The 24,768-nt window shown below is 60.7% G+C and carries 23 protein-coding genes and 1 pseudogene; 4 read left to right on the forward strand and 20 right to left on the reverse strand.

Annotated elements, in window-relative coordinates:
- Positions 1-11: 11 nt before the first annotated feature.
- The 6 genes from C6Y62_RS13625 to C6Y62_RS16230 form a co-directional block, all read right to left on the reverse strand.
- A complete protein-coding gene (locus tag C6Y62_RS13625) occupies positions 12-893 on the reverse strand; it encodes an ABC transporter permease subunit (protein ID WP_173954396.1) in 882 nt (293 codons plus the stop codon).
- A gap of 14 nt (positions 894-907) precedes the next feature.
- Complete coding sequence (locus C6Y62_RS13630; protein WP_173954397.1) at positions 908-1,705, reverse strand: ABC transporter ATP-binding protein; 798 nt, start codon at positions 1,703-1,705, stop codon at positions 908-910.
- Positions 1,702-2,676, reverse strand: a complete 975-nt coding sequence (locus tag C6Y62_RS13635) for a hypothetical protein (protein WP_173954398.1) — start codon at positions 2,674-2,676, stop codon at positions 1,702-1,704. Before C6Y62_RS13635 ends, C6Y62_RS13630 begins: the two co-directional genes overlap by 4 nt.
- A 4-nt stretch (positions 2,677-2,680) precedes the next feature.
- Positions 2,681-4,084 (reverse strand): LLM class flavin-dependent oxidoreductase, encoded by a 1,404-nt coding sequence (locus tag C6Y62_RS13640; protein ID WP_173954399.1) that lies wholly within the window; start codon positions 4,082-4,084, stop codon positions 2,681-2,683.
- Between the two features lie 499 nt (positions 4,085-4,583).
- On the reverse strand, positions 4,584-7,835 hold the full coding sequence (locus C6Y62_RS13645; RefSeq protein ID WP_173954400.1) for an autotransporter family protein: 3,252 nt from the start codon (positions 7,833-7,835) through the stop codon (positions 4,584-4,586).
- Between the two features lie 372 nt (positions 7,836-8,207).
- Positions 8,208-8,396: a LuxR C-terminal-related transcriptional regulator gene (locus C6Y62_RS16230; protein WP_198491354.1), complete on the reverse strand. Its 189-nt coding sequence runs from the start codon at positions 8,394-8,396 to the stop codon at positions 8,208-8,210.
- Between the two features lie 3 nt (positions 8,397-8,399).
- Here C6Y62_RS16230 and C6Y62_RS16850 point away from each other — a divergent pair.
- A pseudogene (locus C6Y62_RS16850) lies at positions 8,400-8,552 on the forward strand (dicarboxylate/amino acid:cation symporter); the annotation flags it as partial.
- A 236-nt stretch (positions 8,553-8,788) separates the two neighbouring features.
- On the opposite strand, the gene C6Y62_RS13655 reads toward C6Y62_RS16850, so the two are convergent.
- The 3 genes from C6Y62_RS13655 to C6Y62_RS13665 all read right to left on the reverse strand — a co-directional run bounded on the left by C6Y62_RS13655 (position 8,789) and on the right by C6Y62_RS13665 (position 10,425).
- Positions 8,789-9,229 carry a GAF domain-containing protein gene (locus C6Y62_RS13655; RefSeq protein ID WP_068465189.1) on the reverse strand — a complete coding sequence of 147 codons (441 nt, stop codon included), beginning with the start codon at positions 9,227-9,229 and terminating at the stop codon, positions 8,789-8,791.
- Positions 9,230-9,384: 155 nt separating this feature from the next.
- Positions 9,385-9,870: a VOC family protein gene (locus tag C6Y62_RS13660; RefSeq protein WP_173954402.1), complete on the reverse strand. Its 486-nt coding sequence runs from the start codon at positions 9,868-9,870 to the stop codon at positions 9,385-9,387.
- 18 nt (positions 9,871-9,888) lie between these two features.
- The gene (locus tag C6Y62_RS13665) at positions 9,889-10,425 is read right to left on the reverse strand and encodes an SRPBCC family protein (RefSeq protein ID WP_173954403.1); all 537 of its coding nucleotides are present in this window, start codon (positions 10,423-10,425) and stop codon (positions 9,889-9,891) included.
- 64 nt (positions 10,426-10,489) lie between these two features.
- Between C6Y62_RS13665 and C6Y62_RS13670 the strand changes: the two genes are divergently transcribed.
- Complete coding sequence (locus C6Y62_RS13670; RefSeq protein WP_173954404.1) at positions 10,490-10,942, forward strand: MarR family winged helix-turn-helix transcriptional regulator; 453 nt, start codon at positions 10,490-10,492, stop codon at positions 10,940-10,942.
- Between the two features lie 145 nt (positions 10,943-11,087).
- Here the strand turns inward: C6Y62_RS13670 and C6Y62_RS13675 are convergent, their stop codons facing one another.
- The 6 genes from C6Y62_RS13675 to C6Y62_RS13700 form a co-directional block, all read right to left on the reverse strand.
- Positions 11,088-12,017, reverse strand: a complete 930-nt coding sequence (locus tag C6Y62_RS13675) for a hypothetical protein (protein WP_068465172.1) — start codon at positions 12,015-12,017, stop codon at positions 11,088-11,090.
- 71 nt (positions 12,018-12,088) lie between these two features.
- Entirely contained in the window at positions 12,089-12,436 is a 348-nt protein-coding gene (locus tag C6Y62_RS13680; protein ID WP_157066886.1) for a hypothetical protein, read from the reverse strand.
- Between the two features lie 103 nt (positions 12,437-12,539).
- Entirely contained in the window at positions 12,540-13,301 is a 762-nt protein-coding gene (locus C6Y62_RS13685; RefSeq protein WP_068465166.1) for an ABC transporter permease, read from the reverse strand.
- Positions 13,298-14,224: an ABC transporter ATP-binding protein gene (locus C6Y62_RS13690; protein ID WP_173954405.1), complete on the reverse strand. Its 927-nt coding sequence runs from the start codon at positions 14,222-14,224 to the stop codon at positions 13,298-13,300. Before C6Y62_RS13690 ends, C6Y62_RS13685 begins: the two co-directional genes overlap by 4 nt.
- 48 nt (positions 14,225-14,272) lie before the next feature.
- Positions 14,273-15,013 carry an aminoacyl-tRNA hydrolase gene (pth, locus tag C6Y62_RS13695; protein ID WP_173954406.1) on the reverse strand — a complete coding sequence of 247 codons (741 nt, stop codon included), beginning with the start codon at positions 15,011-15,013 and terminating at the stop codon, positions 14,273-14,275.
- Positions 15,014-15,081: 68 nt separating this feature from the next.
- Positions 15,082-15,723 (reverse strand): 50S ribosomal protein L25/general stress protein Ctc, encoded by a 642-nt coding sequence (locus tag C6Y62_RS13700; RefSeq protein ID WP_068465157.1) that lies wholly within the window; start codon positions 15,721-15,723, stop codon positions 15,082-15,084.
- 486 nt (positions 15,724-16,209) lie between these two features.
- On the opposite strand from C6Y62_RS13700, the gene C6Y62_RS13705 reads away from it, so the two are divergent.
- Entirely contained in the window at positions 16,210-16,623 is a 414-nt protein-coding gene (locus C6Y62_RS13705; protein ID WP_173954407.1) for a Fur family transcriptional regulator, read from the forward strand.
- A 438-nt stretch (positions 16,624-17,061) separates the two neighbouring features.
- On the forward strand, positions 17,062-19,368 hold the full coding sequence (locus C6Y62_RS13710; protein WP_338074345.1) for a TonB-dependent receptor: 2,307 nt from the start codon (positions 17,062-17,064) through the stop codon (positions 19,366-19,368).
- Between the two features lie 148 nt (positions 19,369-19,516).
- Here the strand turns inward: C6Y62_RS13710 and C6Y62_RS13715 are convergent, their stop codons facing one another.
- The 5 genes from C6Y62_RS13715 to lgt form a co-directional block, all read right to left on the reverse strand.
- On the reverse strand, positions 19,517-20,449 hold the full coding sequence (locus C6Y62_RS13715) for a ribose-phosphate pyrophosphokinase (RefSeq protein ID WP_173954606.1): 933 nt from the start codon (positions 20,447-20,449) through the stop codon (positions 19,517-19,519).
- Positions 20,450-20,602: 153 nt separating this feature from the next.
- The gene (locus C6Y62_RS13720) at positions 20,603-21,454 is read right to left on the reverse strand and encodes a hypothetical protein (protein ID WP_246274733.1); all 852 of its coding nucleotides are present in this window, start codon (positions 21,452-21,454) and stop codon (positions 20,603-20,605) included.
- Between the two features lie 386 nt (positions 21,455-21,840).
- Entirely contained in the window at positions 21,841-22,647 is an 807-nt protein-coding gene (pgeF, locus tag C6Y62_RS13725; protein ID WP_173954410.1) for a peptidoglycan editing factor PgeF, read from the reverse strand.
- Positions 22,648-22,657: 10 nt separating this feature from the next.
- A complete protein-coding gene (locus tag C6Y62_RS13730) occupies positions 22,658-23,803 on the reverse strand; it encodes an SAM-dependent methyltransferase (RefSeq protein ID WP_173954411.1) in 1,146 nt (381 codons plus the stop codon).
- Complete coding sequence (lgt, locus tag C6Y62_RS13735) at positions 23,800-24,654, reverse strand: prolipoprotein diacylglyceryl transferase (RefSeq protein WP_173954412.1); 855 nt, start codon at positions 24,652-24,654, stop codon at positions 23,800-23,802. The genes C6Y62_RS13730 and lgt overlap by 4 nt, the downstream gene beginning before the upstream one ends.
- Between the last annotated feature and the right edge of the window lie 114 nt (positions 24,655-24,768).

Consider the following 24,768-nt stretch of genomic DNA (forward strand, 5'->3'; position numbering starts at 1 on the left):
TTTCGCCCCCTTTAAACGCGCTGAATTGTGCGCTCACCGAATATTCCGGTGGGGCGAATGAACAGAAACAGCAGGGCGAGGAAGTATGCGAACCACGACGTGATGCCGCCACCGATATACGGTCCGATGTACGCCTCGGCCAAATTTTCCGACGCGCCGACGATAAGGCCGCCAATGATGGCACCGAAGATCGACGTGAAGCCGCCGATAATCAGCACCGGCAGTGCCTTCAGCACTACGAGCGAAAGGGAAAACTGCACGCCCTGACGTGCACCCCACAGCAGGCCGGCAACGAGACCGGTGATGCCGGCAACGGTCCACACGATCTGCCAGATGCGATTGAGATTGATGCCAACGGAAAGAGCAGCGCGCGTGTCGTCAGCCACCGCACGTAAAGAAATTCCGATCCGGGTTCGGTCGAATATCAGCGCCAGGATCGCAACCAGTACGATAGCGGTGATGGCGGCAACAAGGTCGAACTGGCTGATCAGAAGATCGCCGACAAATATAGGCAGATCGGGAATGCCGATATCAAGCGCGTGAACATTGGCACCCATGGCACCTTGCGCTACGCCTTCCACGACATAGGAAAGGCCCAGCGTGGCCATGAACAGCGTCATGGCGCTTCTGTTGGTGAGCGGGCGCAATACCCACCATTCGATCAGAACCGCCATGATCGCGATGGCGGCGATGGTTGGTATCAGCGCAAGCGCGAAGGGTATGCCGGCCTCAAGCAGCGTCACAAACAGCAACGCGGAAAAGAGCAGGATCGACCCTTGCGCGAAATTGAAAACGCCGCTGGCCTTGTAAATCAGCACAAAGCCGATCGCGACCAGTGAATACATGGTGCCGGCAAGAAGGCCGCCTATCAATGTTTCGAGAAACAGTGTCACGTTGGCGATCCGATTTAATGGGTTGCGCCGAGGTAGGCGGCGATGACTTCAGGATTTGCGCGAACCTCAGCGGGCGTTCCGTCGCCGACCTTGCGGCCGTAGTCGAGCACCACAACGTGGTCCGAAAGATTCATGATGACGCTGACATCGTGCTCGATGAGAACGATGGTGATGCCCAGATGCTGATTGATGTCTTTGATGAACGCGGCCATCTCGGCCTTCTCCTGAGCGTTCATGCCGGCCATTGGCTCGTCAAGGAGAAGAAGAGTTGGGTCCGAAACGAGTGCACGGCCCAGTTCGACGCGTTTCTGCACGCCGTAAGCAAGGCTTCCTACGGGCGTGTGTCGGTGCGCTCTGAGATCCAGAAATTCCAGCACGTCTTCGCTACGCTGCGTAAAGTCGATCTCTTCCCGGCGGGCGCGTGGCAGGCGCAGCGCGTGCTCGATGAAGTTGGTGCGGGAGTGTCGCGACAGCCCGGTCATGATGTTGTCGCGAACGCTCATTTTCTTGAATAGGGCGTTGTTCTGGAATGTGCGCCCTATGCCACGTCGGGCAGCGTCAAGCGGCTTAAGCTTTCGAAAGGTCTCGTCGCCGTACAGAATTTCGCCGGAGTCGGGTGTGTAAACGCCGTTGACGACGTTGAGCAGTGAGCTTTTTCCTGCGCCGTTGGGGCCGATCAGAGCGCATATCTCACGGCGCTGGACATTAAACGACAGATCGGTGATCGCCTTGATGCCCTGAAAGGATAGCGAGATATTTCGCACCTCGAGAATCGCATCCGGATCGCCGACACCTTGAGAACTGCCAGTCATGTCGGGTCGCTCGCGATCGACGATAACGCATTCGGTGTGGGCGAAAGAGCGGTATGACTTGTTTGAATTGTATTCGGCGGCAGGCCATTCAAACGCGCTATGCGTTTGCCGAGCCAGCCGGTGAGTGGATTGGCCGAGCGGGCTAAGCTGATGTCGGCTATCGTGCGCAGCCATGTCCCGGGCGGATATAGCCGGGCGTTCAATTCGGCCTGAACGCGCCGACGACGTGCGCTCGACGTGACGATGCGCGCAGGCTGCAGCTCAAATCGATCGCGACTGGCGGAGAGCGACGTCTCGGGAGCAGCCAGCGCATTGCCGCTTTCGAGCCAGGCGCTGATGACGTCTGCTAGCCCGTCGTTCCATTCGGTCCCCTCATCGACCCATATGCCGGCTTGGGGCAGAGCCGCGCGCAACTTTATTTCGGTGCGAGGCAGATGTTTTACAGCGCCCGCCGGCGCTACCAGGTCATGCGGAAGATGTAAGACATTCCAGCTTGGGTGACGTTCGCCCGCAGCGTGTGGGGAAAACAGGGCGATGAGAGCGCGATGCGCGTTTCGTACTGTTAGCCATGTCGCAAGTGTTTTGCGGTCGGGAACATATGCATGAGTGATGTTTCGGCTTCGCAGAAGTTCCTCGAGAGCAGCTCTATCGGCGTAGCGATCGATTGGGATGATTGTGGCGCCATTGGCATGCGCCGCAATGGCGACAAGAAGCAGTTGCGCGTCGAGCTGACCGCTGACAGCAAAGCGCGCACCATCGGCAACGCCTCTGCGAGCCAGTGCACCACGCAGATCGGCAACGCGCTTAGCAACGGCCTGCCATGTGTAGGCGTGCCACACCGACCGCTTGTGCAGCAGCGCCCAGGCCAGCGGCTTTTCCGTTGCCCACGTCTCGATAAGGTTCAGCGATCGCCCGGAGATGTGCGCCCGTGCGGCCGGTTCGGCGCGATAAGCCAATGCATGGTGTGTCATGGGGCTATCCGTTAGAAGCTTGCAGGCGGTTCTGTTCGCGCTTAACTCGCTCTATGTCGCGATAACGGGCGGCTGGATGGCTTGCCGGCAGCAGGTCACCATCGCCGAACAGCTTTTCTCGCAGCGTGCCGTTGCGGTATTCGCGCGGATAAACGCCGCGCCGCTGCAGTTCGGGAACGAGATGTTCGACGACGTCTTCAAAGGTTTCATGAGCGACGGCGTAAGCCAGATTGAACCCGTCAAGGTCCGTTGCCTCGATCCACTGCTGCAACTGATCGGCAACGGTAGCGGCTGAGCCGACAAACAGCGGACCGAGGCCGCCGATGCTGGCCCACTTCGCCAGTTCCTCAATGGTCCAGGTCTTTCCGCCTTCAGCGAGATGCTCGACAGCGGAAATGATGGCGTTGGTTTCAACCTTGCGCACGCTGTCCGTTGGTGCGTAACGACCGAAGTCGATGCCGGTCCAGCCGGATGTCAGCACCAGCCCGCCGTCGTATGAGGCATAGCTCTGATATTCCTTCAGCTTGGCGTAAGCTTTTGCATCCGTCTCGTCGACAACGATGGTGACAAGCGCGTAGATGAGCAGCTTCTTCGGGTCGCGTCCGGCAATCGCCGCGCGGCGACGAATGTCGGCAACGTAGGCGCGTGTCGTTTCCTGCGTCGGCGTGGAAATAAACACGCACTCAGCATGGTTCGCGGCGAAATCTTTGCCCGCACTTGATGCCCCGGCCTGGAACAGCACAGGCGTGCGCTGAGGCGACGGCTCGCACAGGTGATAGCCGGGAACGTCGAAGTACTTTCCGCTGTGACCTATCTCGCGAATTTTGGTGGGATCGGCGAACACGCCTTTTTCCCGATCACGGACAACAGCGCCGTCCTCCCAGCTGCCTTCAAAAAGCTTGTAAAGAACTTCGATGTATTCATCCGCCACCTCGTAGCGGTTGTCGTGCCGCTTCAACCCGGTCTGGCTGATGTTCTTCGCGCCGCTCTCAAGATATGATGTAACGATGTTCCAGCCGACGCGGCCTTTGGTGTGATGATCGGCAGTCGATAGGCGGCGCGCAAACGTGTAGGGGTGCTCGAACGACGTTGAGGCCGTGATGCCGATGCCAAGATGTTCGGTGACGGAAGCAATCGGATTTGCCAACTGCAGCGGGTCGTTCACCGGCATCTGCACACCGCCAAGAAACGCGTGATCGTTGTTGCCCTTATAGACGTCGTAATAGCCAATGACGTCGGCAATGAAGACCGCATCAAAGATCCCGCGTTCCAGGATTTTCGCAAGGTCGGTCCAGTATTCGACATCCTTATACTGCCACGAGCGATCACGCGGGTGACGCCACATGCCGGGGGACTGGTGGGCGACGCAGTTCATCTCGAAGGCGTTGAAGTGAATTGTCTTGCTCATGGGTTCTGCTGAATGCCCTCACGCCCTGGGCTCTAACCGCAGCCAGCCGCTCTCATCCCGTGCAAACGTTGCGCTCGGGATGAAATGAATGAGGATGATGCAAGGCCCCGCCTGAATGTTGATGTGATGGAAACAAGGGCGCTGGGCGATTGACCCGCCGTAAGGCGGTGCGCTGCGCCATTGAAACTTCACACTATGTAAGCGTTAGCATCGCGGCCGGCGGTCTCTAAATACGAATATCTCATGTCGTTATAGGAACGATGCATGGTGCGAGGGCGGGAAGAGATGGGATAACAATCGCAAAACGATATAGCGCGCGGCGACGAATTGACTTGTTGGGGGGGCTGTTGGATGCAGCGATTGTGCTGACGGTAGCGTTCAACTGGAGGGCGCGCGGTCGGATGGCTGCGCCGGGCGCGAAGTGTCTCTCGGCGGCTAGGGCCATTCGCGTATACGCTTTGCACAGACGCGCTGCACAAAGCGCCCTAATGGTGTTGGTTTAGAACCTCCAGAGCACTTTGCCCTGCACGCCGTTGTCCTGGAGATCGCCAGCGAGTTGGCCGACATAGGACACGCCCAAAGCAACGTCCTCGTCGATCTGCACATCCACACCCGCTTCCAGCAGTGCGCTTGATCTGGCCAGCGGCACGCCGAGAATGCCAAAGCTGGCGCCGGAGCTGGCAAATGCCAGCGTCGCATCGGGTCTTGTGTCGCCGAATGCGTATTGCCATGCCGCCGATGCCCGCGGCGTCAGCAGCACGCCGTCGATGGCGAATGTGGTCGCGGCGCGCAGCCCTAGCGTCGAGTAGCCGACATCGCTGTTGCTGCGCCTTCCGCGGAGCGATGCAACCGTGTTCCCGCTTTCACTGAAGCCGTCGGTGCTGAGGTGGACCCATGCGAGGCCGGCAAACGGTTCGACTGCAGAACTGGCGAATACGAACGGATGCGCAATCTCTCCGAACAGCTGCACGGTGTCGCCATCGTATCCGGCTGTTTCGGTGCCTAGAAAGCCCGGGAAAGCAACGATGCGGCTGGTGTCGATGTCATTCCAGGTCCATGCGCCGGCTGCACGGAGTGCAAATGAGCCGACGTCTCCGCCCGCATAGGCGGCGAGGGTGTAACTGTCCACATCCGACGACGACGTGCGCGCTGCAACGCTCACGTTTGACCTGCTGTAGCCAGCGGCGATGCCAGCCCGCCAGTTGCCTTCGAAACCAGCATCGACACCTGTCATGAAGCCGCCGATGTTGCGGTCGAGCGCTGCCGCGTTGCCATTGCCATTAAAGCGTCCCCAGGAGCCGAAGCCCTGAGCCCAGAAGACGGGATCGTCACTGTAAGTAGGCATAACGGCTGCGCGCTGCGAGGACGCCCCATCGCCCATACCGAGAGCCATGGGGCTGGAGAATGTTCCGCTTCGCAACGCCACTGTCGTCGGGCCGCCCGCAGCAAGCGCAGCCGTAGCAATGTTGTCTGAGCCGACGTTGAATGAGGTGTACGATGATTGCACCATCCGGCTGCCGATTATGCCGCGTGTGAATTGCGCCTGATTGAAGAGCACGTTTTGTGTGGAGGCATAAACCTCGCCGGACAACTCGTTGAAGGCGTCTCTGGCGCTGTCGGCCGATTGCCCGGACATGAGCTGGGATAACGGATCGCTGGGTGGCAATTGGTCGATGGTGCGCGCGACCGAGCGTTCATTGTACGTTTCGGCGACATCCTCGAACGCAACCGAACTACGTGCGAAGCGCACGTAGACGTTGTTGGCATCATATTCGAGGTGTGGCGTCAGGAACAGGAAGTCACTTGAAACGCTGTCGAACTCGCCAGTGCGACCGGCCGCGGCGGTGAGAATGGTATAACTCATTAGAGCGGAATACGAGCCGGGCGCTGCGATAATGCGCGCTGCGCCGCCTTGTATCGTAGCAGTTCCGCCGATGTCGATGTTGTCGGAAGCGCCGGAAGGATCTATGTCGACCTCATAAACTGATCCGCTGGCGAACAACGCATTGTTCATCACGCGCATGGTACCTGCGGAATGCCCTGGCCCGATCGTTCCGCCGCTGCCAATAATCAGTGCGGCTGCCGATCCTGTTCCGGACAGTCGCGCGCCAGACGATATCTCAATGGCTGAAGCCAGAGTGCCATCCAGAACATATTCGCCGCCTGTGACGAGGGTGTCGCCGATATATGTTCCCGTTCCAGACATTGTGAAGCGGCCGGCGCCAGCTTTCTCAAATCCACCTATGCCCGATATTAGGCCGGAAAATTCAGAATTCATGGCGGTATCGGTTTTCAGCAAACCCGTGCCAAGCACAACGTCGCCGGCACCGGACAGCACGCCAACGGTCTGCATGGCTCCGTTCAGATCGAACTGTGCACCGGCATCGATGCTCACGGCGGAACCAGAGTTGAGCGCACCTGATGGGCCAAGACGCAGAATGCCGTCAGCGATATGCGTGCCGCCCGAAAAGGTGTTGGCCGCATTGAGAAGCAGTGTGCCATCGCCGACTTTATTCAGTGCGCCGCCTCCGGACAGCACGCCGTTGAGGGCGACATCAAACCCGTTGGTGTCGAGAACTGGCGCTGATCTGGCGAGCAGGTCGATATTGACTGCAGCGTTGAAGCCGGTGAGAGCCTGAATTGTGCCGCCACCCCAATTGAACTGGTATGAGCCGGCGTTGTTGACGGCAAAAGGATTTGCAACGCCGATGCGCATTGTTCCGCCGGTCATCTCAAGCAGCGCGGTTCCGGGGCCGAAACGTATCTGGCCCTGGTTCAACGTGAAATCGCCGCCTGACTGTAAGAACCGGCCGGTGGTATCGGCGGATCGGCCGAGGTTCAATCCGACATTGCCGCCCGTACCGCCGCCGATCTGCAACTGCCCGGCGGACAGATAGTATTCGCCGACGCCGCCTCCGGTTGTGCCGTATCCCAGGTTCACGCCGTTAGGCGAATTCAGGACCACGACCGATCCCGCACCGTCCTGCAGAATGGTTCCATGCCCGCCGTTATCGCCGATGTAGATCTGGCCTGATGCGTGGGGCGTTTCATTCATCACGAATTTGGCGTCGTCGCTGATGCGCAGCGTACCATCGCCGCCGCCACCATTGCCGATGTAGATGGTGCCGTGCCCCATATCGACAAACGCGTCGTTGGTCATCGTGTAGGTGCCGGTTGCTCCGACGACGCCGATCTGGAAGGCGCCGCCCGCCAGGATGAATGAGCCACCGCTCTGATTGAAGACACCCACGGAGTCCGCGCCGCGGCCGACATCGATGGCAAAATAGCTGCCGCCAACTGCGGGCCGCGCTTCGATCAGACCGCCGGTCATCGTCACGGTGCCAGAGCCCGCGTTTACTCCGTCGCTGCGGCCGACATTGAAGCGCGCGACACCGTTGTCGGTATAGAAACTGAGCGTCGTCCCGTCGGCTATGGTGAGAGATCCGGTGTTGCCAAACCCGACATTGAAAGTTGGGTTGTCGCCGCTGCCGCTGGAGCTGCCGTTGAATTCGATTGCGATCGAAGTGGCTGCAGCAGGCAGCATGAGCGCCGGTCCAGCATGGATCACCTGCGCATCAACAACGATGGTGTCTGAGCGCCCCGCGCCGGTCGCTATCGCAATCGCGGCGTCAAATTCCGACTGATTGGTGACGGTGAATGTATCGGCTTCAGAGCAGCCTATCGCCGACACAGAAAACACGATGCCAAGCAGGCAATAGATCACCGGGCGCGGACATTTGATGGCGCGCATACAGCCCTCCAGTCAGGTTGCTCAGAACTTTGAGAACATTCAGCGCGGAGATGGTGCGGTGAATGATGATCACTGAACAACGATTGAATGGAACGCAGGCGCTTGGTGTCAACGCTGAGGACGATAAATCCGCGCACAATCACCGCGGGCGGCGGGTGCGTTGCTTTGCTGATGCTCTGATGTCACTATTTTTTGGGTGTTTCTGCGCAGTGTATTCTTTAGACGATTGATGAATTTGGCGCTTTATCACTGCATTTTTGCCCCCTGATTGAGTCCTGTAGAGAATCATAAAATCCGATCACGGACGCAGTTTTTTGCGTTCTCCGGTAGTGCATGACATTCATTGTCGGCACGCTCACGCGAGCAAAGCCGCTAGCTGTTTTTCCGGTTGGGCAGGCCTGGAATCTCGTCCATGGCGGCAAGTCGCTTCACAAGATCGACCGCACAGCGCACGCCCATCTTCTCGAAGATGCGAGCCCGATGCACCTCGACAGTGCGAACGGCGATGGCCAGGTCGTCGGCGATGACTTTGTTGGGTTTGCCTTCGACGAGTAGCTGCATCACAAATTCATGAGCGAGTGCCGCGCTCTCACAAATTTCATCGGTAACGGTGTGGCGACCATTGTCGTTGCAGCGTGGGAAGGTGAGCTCGACCGCGAGGCGCTGGCAAACGGGCTCAAGCGCAGGGTCGATACATACAACGTTGAAGAGGCTGTAGGCGTCATCTCGACGGTGCAATCGAGCTGGAGAGTGTCGGCCGCCACGCTTGATGCTAACCACGCGCGCAGCGCAGTCGTGGGGCAACCGCACGGACGTCATATTGCGCGGCTCTTGCTCGGCCACCAACGCTGAAGCAGCTCTCGCCATGTCAGGACGAGAGCTGCCGGCGTCTTAAATCATGCGCTTGCAGGCATCGTGTTGCGATCTATTGGCTTGTGGCGGGAAGGTTTGATCTAGCCGCGCAAAGCCGCGAGTTTGCGGCCCTCTTCCTGTAGCCGCGCAATTTCATCGGCCGTGAAAACCCGTTCGCTGCGGTTGGCGACGCCAAGCGCGCCTACAACCGTTTCGCCGTTAAAGATTGGCACGACAATGGAACCGGCAAGACCGGTTGCTTTTGCGCCGGGTCGAACGTCGCCGGATGTGTCGGTCTGGATGTTGCAGGCATCAACAGGCTGCGCCCGTTCGACCGCGAGTCCGGCCATGCCTTTACCCACCGGAATGGTGCGGATGATTGCCAGCACCTGCTCCGGCATACCAGCGCTCGCAGCCGCAAGGTGCAGCAACCCGTCGTCGGCGATGAAATGGATTGTGCCGGAATCGGCCGCGAATTCCCCGATGATACGGGCCAGATTGTTGTCGAGGGGATTGGATGTTGCGGCTGCTTCGGTTGACACGGGGGTGGTCTCCTTGCCCGATTGTGCGTGCTCGACTGTATCAACACACAGGCGCGCGGCAAAGCCGTCCAGGCAGTGGATTGCCCATCAACCGATCGCTTTGAAATTGCCGCGTCCACGCCAATCGGGGTGTGAAGGCGTTACTGACAGCGCGATTACTTCTCTGCGCCTGAAAACGCAGCTTCCAGTGTTGCGATATCCATTTTGACCATCTGCATCATGGCCAGTGTTGCGGCAGCAGCGCCCGCTCCGCCCTTGGCGATCATGTCGCCCAGACGTTTCGGTGTGATTTGCCAGGAAACGCCGAACCGATCCTTCAGCCATCCGCATGCAACTGGTTTGCCGCCGTCTGCCAGCAAACCGTTCCACATGCGGTCGATCTCATCCTGCGTGTCACAGATCAGCATGAGCGAAATGGCATCGTTGAAGTCGTGATGCGGCCCGCCCGCGAAGCCTGTCACCGGTGTGCCGGCCAGTGTGAACTCAACGAGCTTCACCGTGCCTGCCGGGCCAGAAGGCGTATCCACCGGCAATGTGGAGATGCGCGTGATGGTCGAGTTTGGCACCACGGAGGCGTAAAACCGCGCGGCTTCCTCGACGTGGGCGGAGTACCAGAGGCAGGGAACGAAGGCGATGGTCATGGTTTTGCGTCCTCGCAATCAGGCGGCTTCGGCGATGGCTTTGAGATCAGTGAGGCCTCGGTCGAAATCGCGCGCCAGCATGCGGTCGCAATCGACGAACAGTGAGAAGATCTTGCCGACCAGCGATTGCTTGCCGCTCATCGCCCATGTGACCTCAGTAACGTTGTCGGCGGCGGCCGGACGGAGCGTGAACTCGACGCGGTTGTCGACGCTCATCGGTTTTGTCATGCGCAGCCGCATGCCGATCTTGTCCGGTGCGCTGTCGGTGACGCTGAGTGCGCCGGTGCCGTTGTTGCCAGCGAAGTGGTAGGTCGCGCCGGGGCCGGCATCAGGGCCACTGTAATGGCCGGTGCCGCGCGTCTCGCTAAGCGCATACGGATTCCAGCGGTTCATTTGCTGCAGATTGCTGATCAGGCCGTGCAGGCGGCTGGCAGGTGCTGCGATCGCCATTGAGCGGGCGGCGTAAAACTCATCCGGTCGCCGCGCAGCGATAAGCAATGCCGTCGCCACCGACGAAAACACCGCAATGAGCAAATAAATCAGTATCTCCGGCATGGCATCGCCCCTATGTCTGACTAAGCAAAATTGACAATGAGTTGATATCAACATAACGAGAAGCATGTCAACCAACGACGAAGCTTTGCCGTTCAATTTCACACTGGAGGTGCGCGACCGCTGCCTGTGTCTGCATGTGCAGCGGGCCGCGCGTGCACTGGCGCGCCGCTTCGATGACGTGTTGCGCCCGTTCGATCTGACGAACGGTCAGTTCTCGCTGCTGATGTCGTTAAACCGGCCGCAGCCGCCAACGATCGGTGAGATCGCGCAGTTGCTGGCGATGGATCGGACAACGCTGACAGCAAACCTGAAGCCGCTGGAGCGGCGCAAGCTGTTGCTCATCGTGGTCGATGAAAAGGATCGACGTAGTCGTCGGCTGCTGATTACGGATGCGGGGCGCAAACTGCTGGGCGCAGCCATTGGTGTGTGGCGCCGCACGCACGATGAAATCGACGCGCTGCTGGGCGCATCGCCCGAGCAACTGCGCGAAGAACTTGTGCGGCTGACTGAGGCTTGAGCGCCGGCGTATTTCTCTGGCGCCGGCGACTGCCCTCTGGGTCAGCCGGCCGCCGGTGCATAACTGTTCTCTCACCGGCGACACCGCTGCATTTTAGTTAGCGCTGGCGACTGCCCCCCGGTCAGCCGGCCGCCAGCGCTGACTGTCAGCGGTAGCGCTGCAGATTGAATGTCGAATAGCTGGTGGGGCTCGGCAGCCGGTCCCTGCCGGTCATCGCGTCGGCCAGCGCTTCGCCGATGTTCGTTTCCGGCTCTGCGTTCTTCACACCGATGACGATGAACGGCCGCTGCCAGCTGGTGCCGCCGCTTTCGCAGTCGGTGCACGGATCGCGATACTGGCCGAGGTTCAGGGTCCAGATCGGCACGTTGCTGGGCACGGCGTTGACCACGAGCTGCGCGGCGCGCTGGGCCCGGAGCTGGGCCCGGGCGGTTTCGTCGGCGGCATTGCCTTCCTGTGATGCAGTGCCGACGGCGATGACCTCGCGTGTGTCGGCCAGCGCTGCCCGCACTTCGTCGTCGAGAACGGCACTTGCCGTCTGATGACGCGGAATGATCTGACCATCCTTCTCCAGCGCATCGGAACTGCCGACGACCCACAGGAAGCTCTTGTTCAGCACCACGACGTCGAACGAGCCACGGCGCCCCGCCTTGTCATGGCCGTCAATCGCGAACACCGTGGAGTTGGTGGTCTGCCGCACATCCGGCAGCGACGCGGTCTCAAGGCCGTTCCACCACTGGAAGATGTCGTGGCGCATATTGTAGGTGACGGCCGCGCCGGTTCCCAGCACCAGCACCGAAACCGCCGCATTGGTCTTCAGCAGGCCAAGCAGCCAGCCGATGCGGTCAAACCATCCAGCACCTCGGTCATAGGTACGATAGCCGCGCCAGAGCCAGCCGAAGAAGCCCTTGCGGCGCTTTTCATCCTGGGTGGCGATGGCTGTCGCTGCACCGGCTGCCGCGAGTACCGCCGCCCCCGCAACAGGCCGTTCCACGTAACAGAGCATCCAGCCGATGACGAAACCAACGGCGAGGGCGCCCGCAGCATAGAGGGGCAGATTTGCAATCAGTTCCTGCATCACTCAGCTTCCCGTCCGTGGAAGATCGCTTGATATGGTTTGGCCACGCAATTTAGTCGGCGGTCGCGCGATCAGAAATTGACATTGCGGATGACATAGCCGGTCGCGAACGCGATCGCTCCGGCCATGACGATGTAGGGCAGCACGGTGACAAACTTGCCCAGCAGCTCCACGAAGGCGTGATAGAGCGCGACAACGCCCGCCCACAGCACCTGCGCCGCCTGATACAGAATGTAGGCTATGGCCGCCATGGCGACGATCAGCACCACGATCTTCCAGATCGGCAGCGCCTGAATGTCGGACGAGAAAACCGAAAAGATCTGGCCGAACGACCACTTCCAGATGATCTCAAGGAAATTGAAGATCGCTGCGACGCCCTTCTGCAGCAAATCAATGATGGAATTGACTAGGTCGGCCACGTGCCCCTCCATGCGGTCGATCGATGGTCAGGGCGTAATGTGCCCCCCGTTTCGGCTGCACAGTGAACCGGCGCCGTTGCGGGCGCAAGGCGAGAGCGGCAAATCAGGTCTTGAGACGGTAGCCGGTCTTGAAAATGCGCCACACAATGAGCAGCGAAAGCAGCAGAAACGCCAGGGTCGCCCCCAGGCTGGCGTAGATGTTGACGTCCGACACGCCGAAGAAGCTCCAGCGGAAGCCGCTCACCAGATAAACGACCGGATTGAACAGCGTCACCTTCTGCCAGAATGGCGGCAGCATATCGATTGAATAGAACGTGCCGCCGAGGAAGGTGAGGGGCGTGATGATAAGCAGCGGAATTATCTGAAGTTTTTCAAACCCATCAGCCCAGATGCCGATGATGAAGCCAAACAGGCTGAATGTGATTGCGGTGAGGACCAGGAACGTCAGCATCCAGATCGGGTGCGCGATGTGGAGATCGACGAACAGCGCCGCCGTGGCCAGAATGATGAGCCCCAGCACGATAGACTTGGTGGCCGCCGCCCCGACGAAGCCCAACACGATTTCAAGCGGCGAGACTGGTGCTGACAGCAGCTCGTAGATCGTACCGGTGAAGCGCGGGAAATAGATGCCGAACGCGGCATTGGAAATCGACTGGGTGAGAAGCTGCAGCATGATCAGCCCGGGCACGATGAACGCGCCATAGGCAATGCCGTCGATCTCGGCGATACGCGTGCCGATGGCCGCGCCGAAGACGATGAAATAAAGCGACGTCGACAGCACCGGCGAGACGATGCTTTGCATCAGCGTGCGAACGGCGCGTGACATTTCAAAGCTGTAGATAGCCTTGACCGCGTAGAGGTTCATCGGTTGCTCCGTACGAGGTCGACGAAGATGTCCTCCAGCGACGATTGCGTGGTGTCGAGGTCCACGAAACCGACGCCGGCGTCGCGCATGTCGTTCAGCAGCGCGGTGATGCCGGTGCGCCCGGCGCGTGTGTCGTAGGTGAAGGTGAGCTGCTTGCCATCGGGCGAAAGCTCGAGGTCGTAGCCGGAAAGACGCTCGGGCAAACCTGTCAGCGCCGCGTCGAGCTGCAGAATAAGCTGCTTCTTGCCGAGCTTGCGCATCAGCTCGGCCTTGTCTTCCACCAGGATCAGTTCGCCGCGTGTAATAACGCCGACGCGATCGGCCATTTCCTCGGCTTCTTCCAGGTAGTGCGTCGTCAGAATGATGGTGACGCCGGCTGCGCGCAGGTCGCGCACCACCTGCCACATGTCTTTGCGCAGTTCTACGTCGACGCCAGCGGATGGTTCATCGAGGAACAGCACGGTCGGTTCGTGTGACAGCGCCTTCGCAATCATCAGGCGCCGTTTCATGCCGCCGGAAAGCGTCATGATGCGATTGTCTTTTTTCTCCCACAGCGAGAGCGAGCGCAGGATCTTCTCGATGTAGGCAGGGTTGGGCGCCTTGCCGAACAGCCCGCGGCTGAAGGCGACCGCGTTGAAAACCGTTTCGAAGTGGTCGGTCGTCAGTTCCTGCGGCACGAGGCCGATCATCGCACGGACGCGGCGGTAGTCCTTGATGATGTCGCTGCCGTCCACGGTGACGGAGCCGGTCGTCGGATTGACGAGCCCGCAGATGATTGAGATGAGCGTTGTCTTGCCCGCGCCGTTGGGGCCAAGCAGGGCGAAGATTTCGCCGCGGCGGATGTCCAGATCAACATGCTTCAGGGCCTGAAAGCCGCCGGCGTATGTCTTGGACAGATTTTTGATTGATATGATGGCGCTCATGGCGGGGGAATAAGCACTCGCTGGGTTGCGTTCAAGCCGTGCGTGGCATCATTCCTTGTCGCCGCGTCCCGCAAGCCACTTCTTGAGGTTCTCGGCGAGAGCATTTGCACTCTTGGATGCGCGCTCGCCCGCGGGGTGCCCACCACTTGCCTTGCGCGGCGGCTTTGGTGCGGGCGCGGGCTTGGGCTTTTCGGCCGGAGCCGCTTCCGCTTCGCCGCTGCCGTCCTGCATCTTCAGAGCGGAATGCGATAGAAAGCGCGCCGCGTCACCCTTCGCGAGCCAGGGCGCGGCATCGGCTATCGCGTCCAGCATCGGATCGAGCCAGTCGTATTCGACGCGGGCAAAATCGTGCAGCACGTAGTGAGCGACAGCGTCCTTCGAGCCGGGATGACCGACGCCGATGCGTACACGCGCGTAGTCATTGCCGAGGTGAGCGCTGATGGAGCGCAGGCCGTTGTGTCCGGCATTTCCGCCGCCGGATTTCACTTTGAGCTTGGCCGGGGCAAGATCGATCTCATCGTGAAAGACGCTGATGTCTTCCAGCGGGATCTTGAGGAAGCGCGCAGCTTCGCCAACCGCGCGGCCGCTTTCGTTCATGTATGTGGAGGGCTTCAGCAGCACCACGCGTTCGCCGCGCAATGTGCCTTCGGATGTTTCGCCCTGGAACCGCTTGCGCCAGGGGCCGAAGCCGTGCGCCTCCGCGATACGGTCGAGCGCCATGAAGCCTACGTTGTGGCGATGGCGGGCATATTGCGCCCCGGGGTTTCCCAGTCCGACGAACAGCTTCATGGGTATCCTTCAGGAGCCGGGCGGGGCGGACGACAAGCGCAAGGCCCGTTCGTCCGCCCGACCTGATCTTACTTCTTCTTCTCGCCGGGCTTAGCAGCGCCCTTGGCGGGTGCAGCCGCAGCCGGAGCTGCTTCAGCTTCTTCCTGCTTGCCGGTGCCGACAACGGTGGCGAGCGTGAAGTCGCGATCCTTGATCGTCAGCTCAGCGTCCTGCGGAAGCTTAACCGTCGAAATGTGGATCGAGCGACCGATTTCCACGCCTTCCAGATCGATCTCGAACACGCTCGGAATGTGATTGTACGGGCAGATAACCTCAACCTCGTGACGCACGATGTTGAGAACGCCGCCGCGCTTCAGACCCGGAGACAGAGCTTCATTGATGAAGCGAACCGGAACCGCAACGCGAATGCGGCCATCCTTGCCGATGCGCAGCAGGTCGACGTGCAGCGGGATGTCCTTGACCGGATCGAGCTGCAGGTCGCGCGGGATGACGAGCGACTTCTTGCCTTCGCAATCGATCTCAAGGACCGTCGAAGTGAAGTGACCCTTCAGAACCTGCTTCCACAGATCGTTGAAGTCGAGGGAAATGGTTTCAGGCGCTTCGCCAGCGCCGTAGATTACTGCCGGTACATTACCATCACGACGAGCTTGACGTGCGGCCCCCTTGCCTGCACGTGGGCGCGCCGTGGCTTTCATCTCGATGACTGCCATGGACGTGTCTCCAAATAAGAATAGGGCCTTGCGGCCCATCACGCGGCGCGGCCTCCAAGGGTGCCGGGCGCCGTCTCACGCTGTAATGCTTGAGATGGCGCGGTTTATAGCTGTGGCGGGGCGGATTGGCAATGCACTGGACGCCGGGAGCAGGGCGGTCGGCCCGGATGGCGGCCGCTACAACCCATATCGGCGATTATAGGTGAAAGCCACCGGACGCCGGGTAGGGACGTGAACATCATTAACCAAGGTGGTCCCAGCCGGTTTGCGGGGCCGGTGCGAGGCCGCTTCGCAGGTGCTGTCACGTTTGGTCGGACTGAGCCAGCGCAGGATGTGCATGGACGCCATTCGCCTTGCCGCGGCTGCAAAATGCTCCCACCTGTGGTATGGAAAGTAAGAGTTTTTGCTTTGTCAGCCCCTTGGGCACCCCGCAAGGGGCGCCGGCTGATCCGCCTCAGGGCGGCTTTCTGCAACTGGGATTGTTAAATGACCCGCAAAGTCGTCAAGCGGCGCTCTGCCACCGAACAGGACAAGCTGATCTCCGATGCGCTGCGCGATGTTGGCCGCCCGGTCAGTGCCTATGAATTGATCGACGAACTGCGTGACAAGGCCAGCCTGGCACCGCAGACAGTCTATCGCGCCCTCGATCGACTGATCGCGGATGGGCGGGCCCACCGGCTTGAATCGATCAATGCGTTTGTCGCCTGCCGCCATGCCAGCCACGAGGGCACCGCTGTTTTTGCCATCTGCAGCGATTGCGGCACCGTCACGGAATTCGACGAACCGGCTGCCGTCGAGCGGTTGTCCGGATGGGCTCGGAAGGCCAAGTTTGCCATCGAGCGCATGACGCTGGAGCTGCGTGGCCGCTGCCGTGAGTGCACCGCCCGGGCGCCGAGCTGAGCCATGGCAACATTGGCCAGCCAATAAATAAGCCAGCAATGAAGCGTGGCGTTGCGCATATTTGTGTGCCGGCCAAATAACGCTGCGCGGCGCGGCGCCGCTAATGTAAGCGACGCCTGTTAGCTTTTCTTCGGCGCATCGCCTTACGATATATTTCGGGCCGCGCGCTGATCGGCCAACGATATCGCCGTACGCTGATCCCTCAACATCCACATGACCGGCAGAAGCTGTCGGTCCGCGTACGCATTGGCACTGATGCAAATGCGCATCGCTTCCTTGTTTCGATGCGCCGGTGATCGAAGCGTCCATCAGGCCGTGCTTGACGACGGTTAATTTCGGATAATATAACATCCATCAGTAGGGCGTATTGGGGGCGTTTGTGTTGTGAGAGTATGCGTTGCGTGGAGTGTCGCTGCGGCGATGCTCGTAAGCGGAGCTGTGTCTGCCTTGGCGCAGTCAGCGGGCACCGAAGAGTCGACGGCCGGAGGCGAGGCGTCATTCGACCTGCCCGCTGTTACGGTCACAACTGCCAGTCCGGTTGTGAAAGCCAAGCCTAAGGCGAAGCGTAAGAGCGCCGCATCAGCACCGTCGAGTGTGGTGCAGGCGCCGGTCGAAGAAACAGCGGCGCCGGAATTGCAGCCGTTGCCCGGCTCCATCGTCGATGCCGAAACTTTTGCGTCGGTCAGTGTTGCGACAGCGCGCGAATTCGAAGCCGTTGGCGGCGCGACGATCACCGACACGCTTCAGCATAAGCCAGGCGTCACCGGCAGCACGTTCGCGCCCGGCGCCAACCGTCCGATCATTCGCGGCCTCGACAGCTATCGCGTGCGCACGCAGGAAAACGGCATCGGCACGCATGACGTCGCGGCAATCTCCGAAGATCACGCGGTTCCGATTGATCCGCTTGGCGTCGATCGCGTTGAGGTCGTGCGTGGACCGGCAACGCTGCGTTATGGCAGTCAGGCGATTGGCGGCGTTGTTGCGGCCGAGAACGAGCGTATTCCAACATATATGCCGCCGGGTGGCCTGAAGACGCGCATCGTCGGGGGTGTCTCATCCGTGGATGAAGGGGCGGATGGCGCGGTGAGCGTGACCGCCGGCACCGCTGGCGTCGTAATCCATGCCGATGGCTTCAAGCGGTCGGCACAGGATTATTCTTCGCCGCATGGCCGTGTGCACAACAGCTTCGTCGAAAGCGAGGGCGCATCAGTTGGCGCCTCGCTTATCGGCACCGATGGCTTCTTCGGTGTTTCCTATACGCACTTCGCCAGTGTTTACGGTGTGCCCGGATGGGAAGCCGATGAGGGCGTAGATCCGCGCATCGACATGGAACAGAACAAGTTCATGGCGAAGGGCGAATGGCGTGTGCGCAATTCCGGCATCGATACGGTGCGCTTCTGGTTCGGTGCGTCCGACTATAAGCACTCCGAGTTCGCCCGCCACGCGCATGACGATGACCACGACCATGATGACGACGATCATGGCCACGATCACGACGAAGATGGCATTACGCCGTTTTCGCTCGGCTCGCGCTTCCTCAATCGACAGCAGGAAGGGCGCATCGAGGTGCAGCACCTGCCGTTCGTCAGTGCGCTGGGTGAATTCTCGGGCGCAATTGGCATCCACGTCGACAACCGGCGCACGCGCGGCACCAGCTTTGAAGGTGAATCGCTGTTGGAGCCGGTGCACACCACCAGTGTGGCCGCGTTCTGGTTCGAAGAACTGGCGGTTACGCGACAGCTTACCTTGCAGGCCGCTGCACGCATCGAGCGCACCACTGTAGACGGCACCGGCTGGGAAGATTTCCATGGCCATCTGCACGGTGACCACGGACATTTCCATGCGCACACCTTCTCGGGTGAGCGTGAATATACGCCGGTGAGCGCCAGCGTCGGCATGCTCTACAAGTTGCCGTTCGACACCGTTGCGCGTCTGACCGGATCATACGTTGAGCGCGCCCCCGATGCTGCGGAGCTGTTCTCAAAGGGCATGCACGAAGCGACGGGTACGTTCGAGGTCGGCAATCCGTTTCTCGATCTCGAAAAGGCAACCACCGCTGAAATCGGTTTGAAGAAGGCAACAGGCGCATTCCGCTTCGACGCGTCGGCCTACTACACGCGTTACAATGGCTTTATCTATCGCGCGTTGCAGGGGTTGCAGTGCGATCCGGTCATGAGCGGTGGTGAGTTCAACTGCGTGGCAGGCGGCGGCGGTCATCATCACAATGACGACGATCACGGTCACGACCACGGCGGACACATGTTCGACCTCGTCTATTTCCAGCAGCGCGATGCTACGTTCTATGGCGCCGAACTGGCGTTCCAGTATGACGTTGCGCCGATCTGGAACGGCATCTGGGGCGTCGATGGCCAGTACGATTTCGTTCGTGCCCGCTTTGCCGGCGGTGAGAACGTGCCACGCATTGCTCCGCATCGTCTCGGCGGCGGCGTCTACTATCATGACGCGAACTGGTTCGCCCGCGTCGGCCTGCTGCATGCGTTCGACCAGAACGAGATCGGCCTGAACGAGATCGAGACGCCGGGATATACGCTGGTCAATGCCGAGATCAGCTACACCACGACGATCGATGTGTCGGCACGTGGCGCGACTAAGCTCACGCTGGGTGTGCGTGGCGAGAACCTGGCCGATCAGGACATCCTGAACCACAGTTCGTTCAAGCGGCGCGAAGAGGTTTATCTGCCGGGCGCTTCAGTGCGCGCCTTCGGTGTCATCAGTTTCAACTGACCTATCAGTTTCAACCGAGCCACGAATTTTAAAGCCAACTATTCCTGACTACCCACCCGCGCAAAGAAGAAGGCCGGTGCAGTTCGCTGCACCGGCCTTCTTTGATTGGTCAATTGCACCCTGCGCGTAACGGCAGCGAATGCGTCGCTTAGTAGAACAGGCTCGACACGCTTTCCTCGCGCGCGGTGCGCAGGATCGCTTCGCCGATCAGCGGCGCGATGGAAACGACGCGGATGTTCTTGGCGGCCAGTACGGCAGCGGTCGGCTGGATTGAATCGGTGATGACCAGAGACTTCAGCTTCGAAGCCTGAATGCGGCTGACAGCGCCGCCGGAGAGCACGCCGTGGGTGATGTAGGCCATCACTTCAACAGCGCCGTTCTTCAGCAGGGCCTCGGCAGCGTTCACCAGCGTGCCACCGGAATCGACGATGTCGTCTAGCAGAATGCAGCGCTTGCCGGCAACGTCGCCGATCACGTGCATCACTTCGGACTCGCCCGGGCGATCGCGGCGCTTGTCGCAGATGGCGATCGGCACATCCATGCGCTTGGCCAGTGCGCGGGCGCGAACCACGCCACCGACGTCCGGCGAAACAACCATCAGGTTGTCGCCTTTGTAGTGCTCCTGGATGTCGCGCACGATCACCGGCGCGGCAAACAGGTTGTCGGTCGGGATGTCGAAGAAGCCCTGAATCTGCCCTGCGTGCAGGTCGAGCGTCATCACACGGTCGGCGCCTGCGCGCTCGATCAGGTTGGCGACCAGCTTGGCCGTGATCGGCGTGCGTGGGCCGGGCTTCCGGTCCTGCCGCGCATAACCGTAATAGGGCACGACAGCCGTGATGCGTGCAGCCGAGGCGCGCTTCAGGGCATCGATGAGCACCAGAAGCTCCATCAGGTTGTCGTTTGCCGGGAAGGACGTCGACTGGATCACGAACACGTCCTGACCGCGGACGTTCTCCTGAACCTCGACGAAGATCTCCATGTCGGCAAAACGCTTCACCTGCCCCTTGGTGAGAGGGAGCTTCAGGTGCGAGCAGATCGCTTCCGCAAGAGGGCGGTTCGAGTTCCCGGCAACAATTTTCATCGTCGGGGTGATGCGGCCCTCAGGTCGCGGATCGAAGGGCATATACGCCTCCACAGCCGTTCGCGGGCGCTTCTAACAAGAGGGCCCTCGCGTGTAAACGGCGAGGGCCCGCTAGTGTGTCGAAATTTTGACGCGGCAAATGTTTGCGTCAGGTTAGTTCGAGCTTGTCCGCTGGCTTGGCTGCGGAAGAAGCTTAACGATACCCTGCGCTGCTGCCGCAGCCGCCGCATCAGCCGTCTGGCCCCAGGCGCCGTCGAGCGAGCCCTGCGGAACCTGATTCTTCTGCGAAACGGTGCCCAGCTTCTTGCCGTTCGGGTCAACGACGGTCCAGTCGATGCTGATCGGCTGCTTGCCGCTATCGGCAGCACCCATGACAACCCGGCCCTCGACGGTGTAGGTGCCCGGCACCCGTGAATCGGACAAGGCCACGCCGCTGCGGGTCAGCTCACGCTGGATTGCGGTGCGCAGTGCCGTGCTGCCGTCACCCGGTGCGCCGGTCACTGCAGGCACCATGGCCCGAACCGGCCCAGCCGCGGCAATGCTGCCAGTCACGGTGTTGGCGGTCTGCTGGGCATAGGAACCGGCGGACGCCGAAGCCTGCTGCACCATGTTGTTAGCCGTGCCGGCAACCATCGCGCCAGGCATCCAGCCGGAGATCGAGTTCACCGTCTTGCCGGTAATGGTCTGCACGACGTTCGGCGAAACCGCGTTCCACGGATCCTTGCTCTTGCCGCTCGGCGCGGATTCCTCGCCGCTGACGCGGTGAACAGCCTTGCTGTTCGCGTCGGTGACGTCCCAGATGTAGGAAATCTTGGATTTGTTGCCCTTCTCGATTGAAGAAACAACATAGCCGCGGAGCGTATATTCGGCCTTCTCGTCCGGCGCCTTTGCAACGCGGATGTTACGCCGTTCGAGATCGGCGATCAGCTGATTGCGCAAGTCGCTGGACACGCTCTCGGGTGGACCGATCACGGGCGCTACGGCGAACTGTGCAGATCGCGACATTGCCATCGGCGGCGGGCTCGCGACCGAAGCTGTTGGTGCTTCGCCTCCGGAAGATCCGAAAAGCGAAGTCAGCGGATTTGCCGTTTCACAGCCGGCCAGGCCAACGGCCATCCATCCTGCGATCAGCGCATACGTAATTGGCTTTTTTGAATGCCAAGCCGCAGCAGCATCAAAGGTCGTCACGGTGACGCTCCCCCGTTGAGTACTCGCTGTGTGTTCCGGCGGCCGACGTACCAACTTTGCGACCTTGAACTCCTTAATGACCGGTACCCCTCTAAGATTCGTCTAACCAGTCACTTTCGGCGCGTCCAGATCGAATCCGAGCATTCGTCGATTGAAGCGCCAAACCCTAGGAGAAACGGAGAACGCCACTGTGGATTATGCAATTAGGTCACGACAATGGCGGAGATTTGACGGCCGTAATCACCCTCGGAACGGTGCTGAGAACGCCTAAAGCTGAAAAATTGCGATTCGTTGACGTAGGTGCATGGGCTTTGGCGTTCGATTTGTGCGAGCCCAAGTTTATCGAGTTGCGATACAACAAAACCTGGCAGATCGAAGTGTGCCTTTGAATTCGGTTCAGCGCGCGCCAAAAAACGGCTGTTGTCAGCGCAACTTTTCAGTAGGGTTGCTTCGAAATCTGGTCCTACTTCGTACGCATCTTGGTTAATGCACGGACCAACGGCGGCAATGATGCGCTCGCGCCGGGCGCCGAGCTTCTCCATCTGCGCCACCGTTGCGGCCAGCACGCCACCGACAGCACCGCGCCATCCCGCATGCGCGGCGCCTACAACCTTGGCTTCGGCGTCGGCGAACAGCACCGGCCCGCAGTCGGCAGTCAGCACGCCGATGACGAGGCCAGGCGTTGCGGTCACAACGCCATCGGCCTTCGGACGGTTGTCCGGCGCTGGATACGAATCGATCGCCACCGCATCACCGCTGTGGATCTGATAGAGCGTCGCGACGTCTTTCAGTGGCGCACGACTCCCCTCCGGGGAGCCGGCCGTGCGCCGGAGCAAGTGCTGCGCAACGCGCGCGCGATTTTCAGCGACTGCAGCCGGATCATCGGCCGAGCCCGGTCCGCAATTCAGCTCCGCGTAGATGCCGTTCGAGACACCACCCCTGCGGGTGAAAAAGCCGTGACGAATGCCCGGCAGGGCGGCGAGGAGTGAGGATTCGATTGGTTCCAGCATACCCGTGCACTTAGTAGCGGGGCGGACGCATTTCCACCGGCTCCAATGCAGGTAGCGCAGAAAGGTCAACGCTGCGTATCCCGAGCGCAAGAAAGCGCGTGCCCATGCCAACGGGCGCGAGCAGCCGCGCAATACCCGCTTCGATGCTGGCCGCTTTGGCAGGATTGGCTGACATCAGCCGCGATGCGCGTTCGATGATGCCGAGGCGGCCGAGCAGTTCGGCTTGCGTCACCGGGCCGTCGACTGCGAACCCGGCGTCACGTGCGGCGACGCCAAACGCAGCAAAATCCACAAGCGCGCTGAGATCGTCTTCACCGGGCGCACGCAGCGGATCGGCGTAGGCGTGCGCGTGTAGAGCCTGCAGCGTGTCGCCGAATGCCGGTTCGCTGTGTCCGTAGTCGATGAAAAGACCGGCAAACGGTTGGCCGCTCGTTTTCAGTTCTGCGGCAAGGGCTGCGAACACATCGGCGCGCGATTCGAATATGCAACCATTGTGCGGATTAGTGAGTGAAGCGGGAATTGCGGGCTCGCGATCATCGGCTGCGGGGATTTCGACAAACGCAAGCGCGCCCGCATCATCGAGCCCAACGGCGCGTTCGTGCCAGCCACTTTCACGCCAGATCCATTGGCGCAGCGCCAGCGCGTCGAGAAATTCATTCGCGAGCACGATGGTGGGTGTCGCACTGGGCGACACGGTATCGTGCCACTCAACCGGAACACCACAACTGGCCAGCGCCTTCCGCTGCGCCTCCACCAGCACGCGATTGCTTTCTACCAGTTCGACCGACAGCGCGGCGTGAAATGCCGGCACAACACGGCTGGCGCGCAGTGCATCGGCCATCAGCGTGCCGCGGCCGGGGCCCAACTCAATCAGACGCAGCCTGTCCGGCCCGCCCATGCTTTGCCACACCAGCGCGCACCAAAGCCCCAGCAACTCGCCAAAGATCTGACTGATCTCCGGCGCGGTGATGAAATCGCCGCCGCCGCCGATGGCCGTCTGCTTGCGATAATAGCCGTGCTCTGGATCCTGCAGGCACGCTTCAACGTAAGCATCGATCGGCAGCGGCCCATGCTGGCGGATGCGCGCCGCCAGCTTCTGCACCAGCGGCGTCGCAACGGCAGGGGCGCGCTCGCCGTTTGTCGGGCTGTCGCTCACTTCAGCTCACGCGTGCGCGCCCAGTAGATCACCATCAGGCCCAGCAGCAGCATGGGGATGGAGTAGGCGATGCCGGCTGTCAGCGGGCCGACGTTGAATGCATGCGCGAAGTGCGGCTCGCGGAACAGCTCAGCGGTCGAGCGCGCCAATGCATAACCGGCAAGGAATGTGCCGGCGACCAGACCGGGCCGCTTCAGCGCGCCGAAGTGATGCGTCATCACCCGCAGCACGATGAACAGCACCAGCCCTTCCAGCAGCGCTTCATAAAGCTGGCTGGGATGGCGCGTCGTCGGCTCAATGGCCGGATGATTGATCGCCGCTTCCGGAAACACCATGCCCCAGGGCATCGTTGTCGGACGGCCGTACAACTCGCCGTTCACGAAATTGGCGACGCGTCCAAAGAACAGCCCGATCGGGACAGCAGCCGTCACCAGATCGCCGGTGCTCCAGGGATTGACGCCGTTGTTGCGCGCAAACACCCAGATCGCGACGATGCAGCCGACCAGCGCGCCGTGGAACGCCATGCCGCCCTTCCACACCGCGATGATGTCCTGCGGATTGGCGAGGTAATATCCGGGCTCATAGAACAGGACGAACCCGAGCCTGCCGCCCAGCACGACGCCAGCGGTGATATACAACAGCAGGTCGTCCACCTTCGCGAGCGAGAACGGTGGCGTGTCGTTCGCCCACAGGCGGTTGGTGGTGATGAGGCGGCGGATATAGATCCAGCCAAGCACCAGCCCGGCGAGATAGGCGAGGCCATACCACTTGATTGCGACGGGCCCGATCTGCAGCGCTACGGGATCGAGATTCGGGAACGGAATGGCCAGAAAGGCCGTCAGCATGCTCATGGTGCGTCGGCCCGCAGGCCTCCCCCTGTCGCTCTAATTTGCGGCGCGCCGTGGCGGCGAACCGAATTGGCCCTGTTGGCGCCGCACGATTTAGACACCCCGCATCACTGTCAA

The organism is Hyphomicrobium sulfonivorans, from assembly GCF_013306565.1.
Classification (GTDB): domain Bacteria; phylum Pseudomonadota; class Alphaproteobacteria; order Rhizobiales; family Hyphomicrobiaceae; genus Hyphomicrobium_A; species Hyphomicrobium_A sulfonivorans.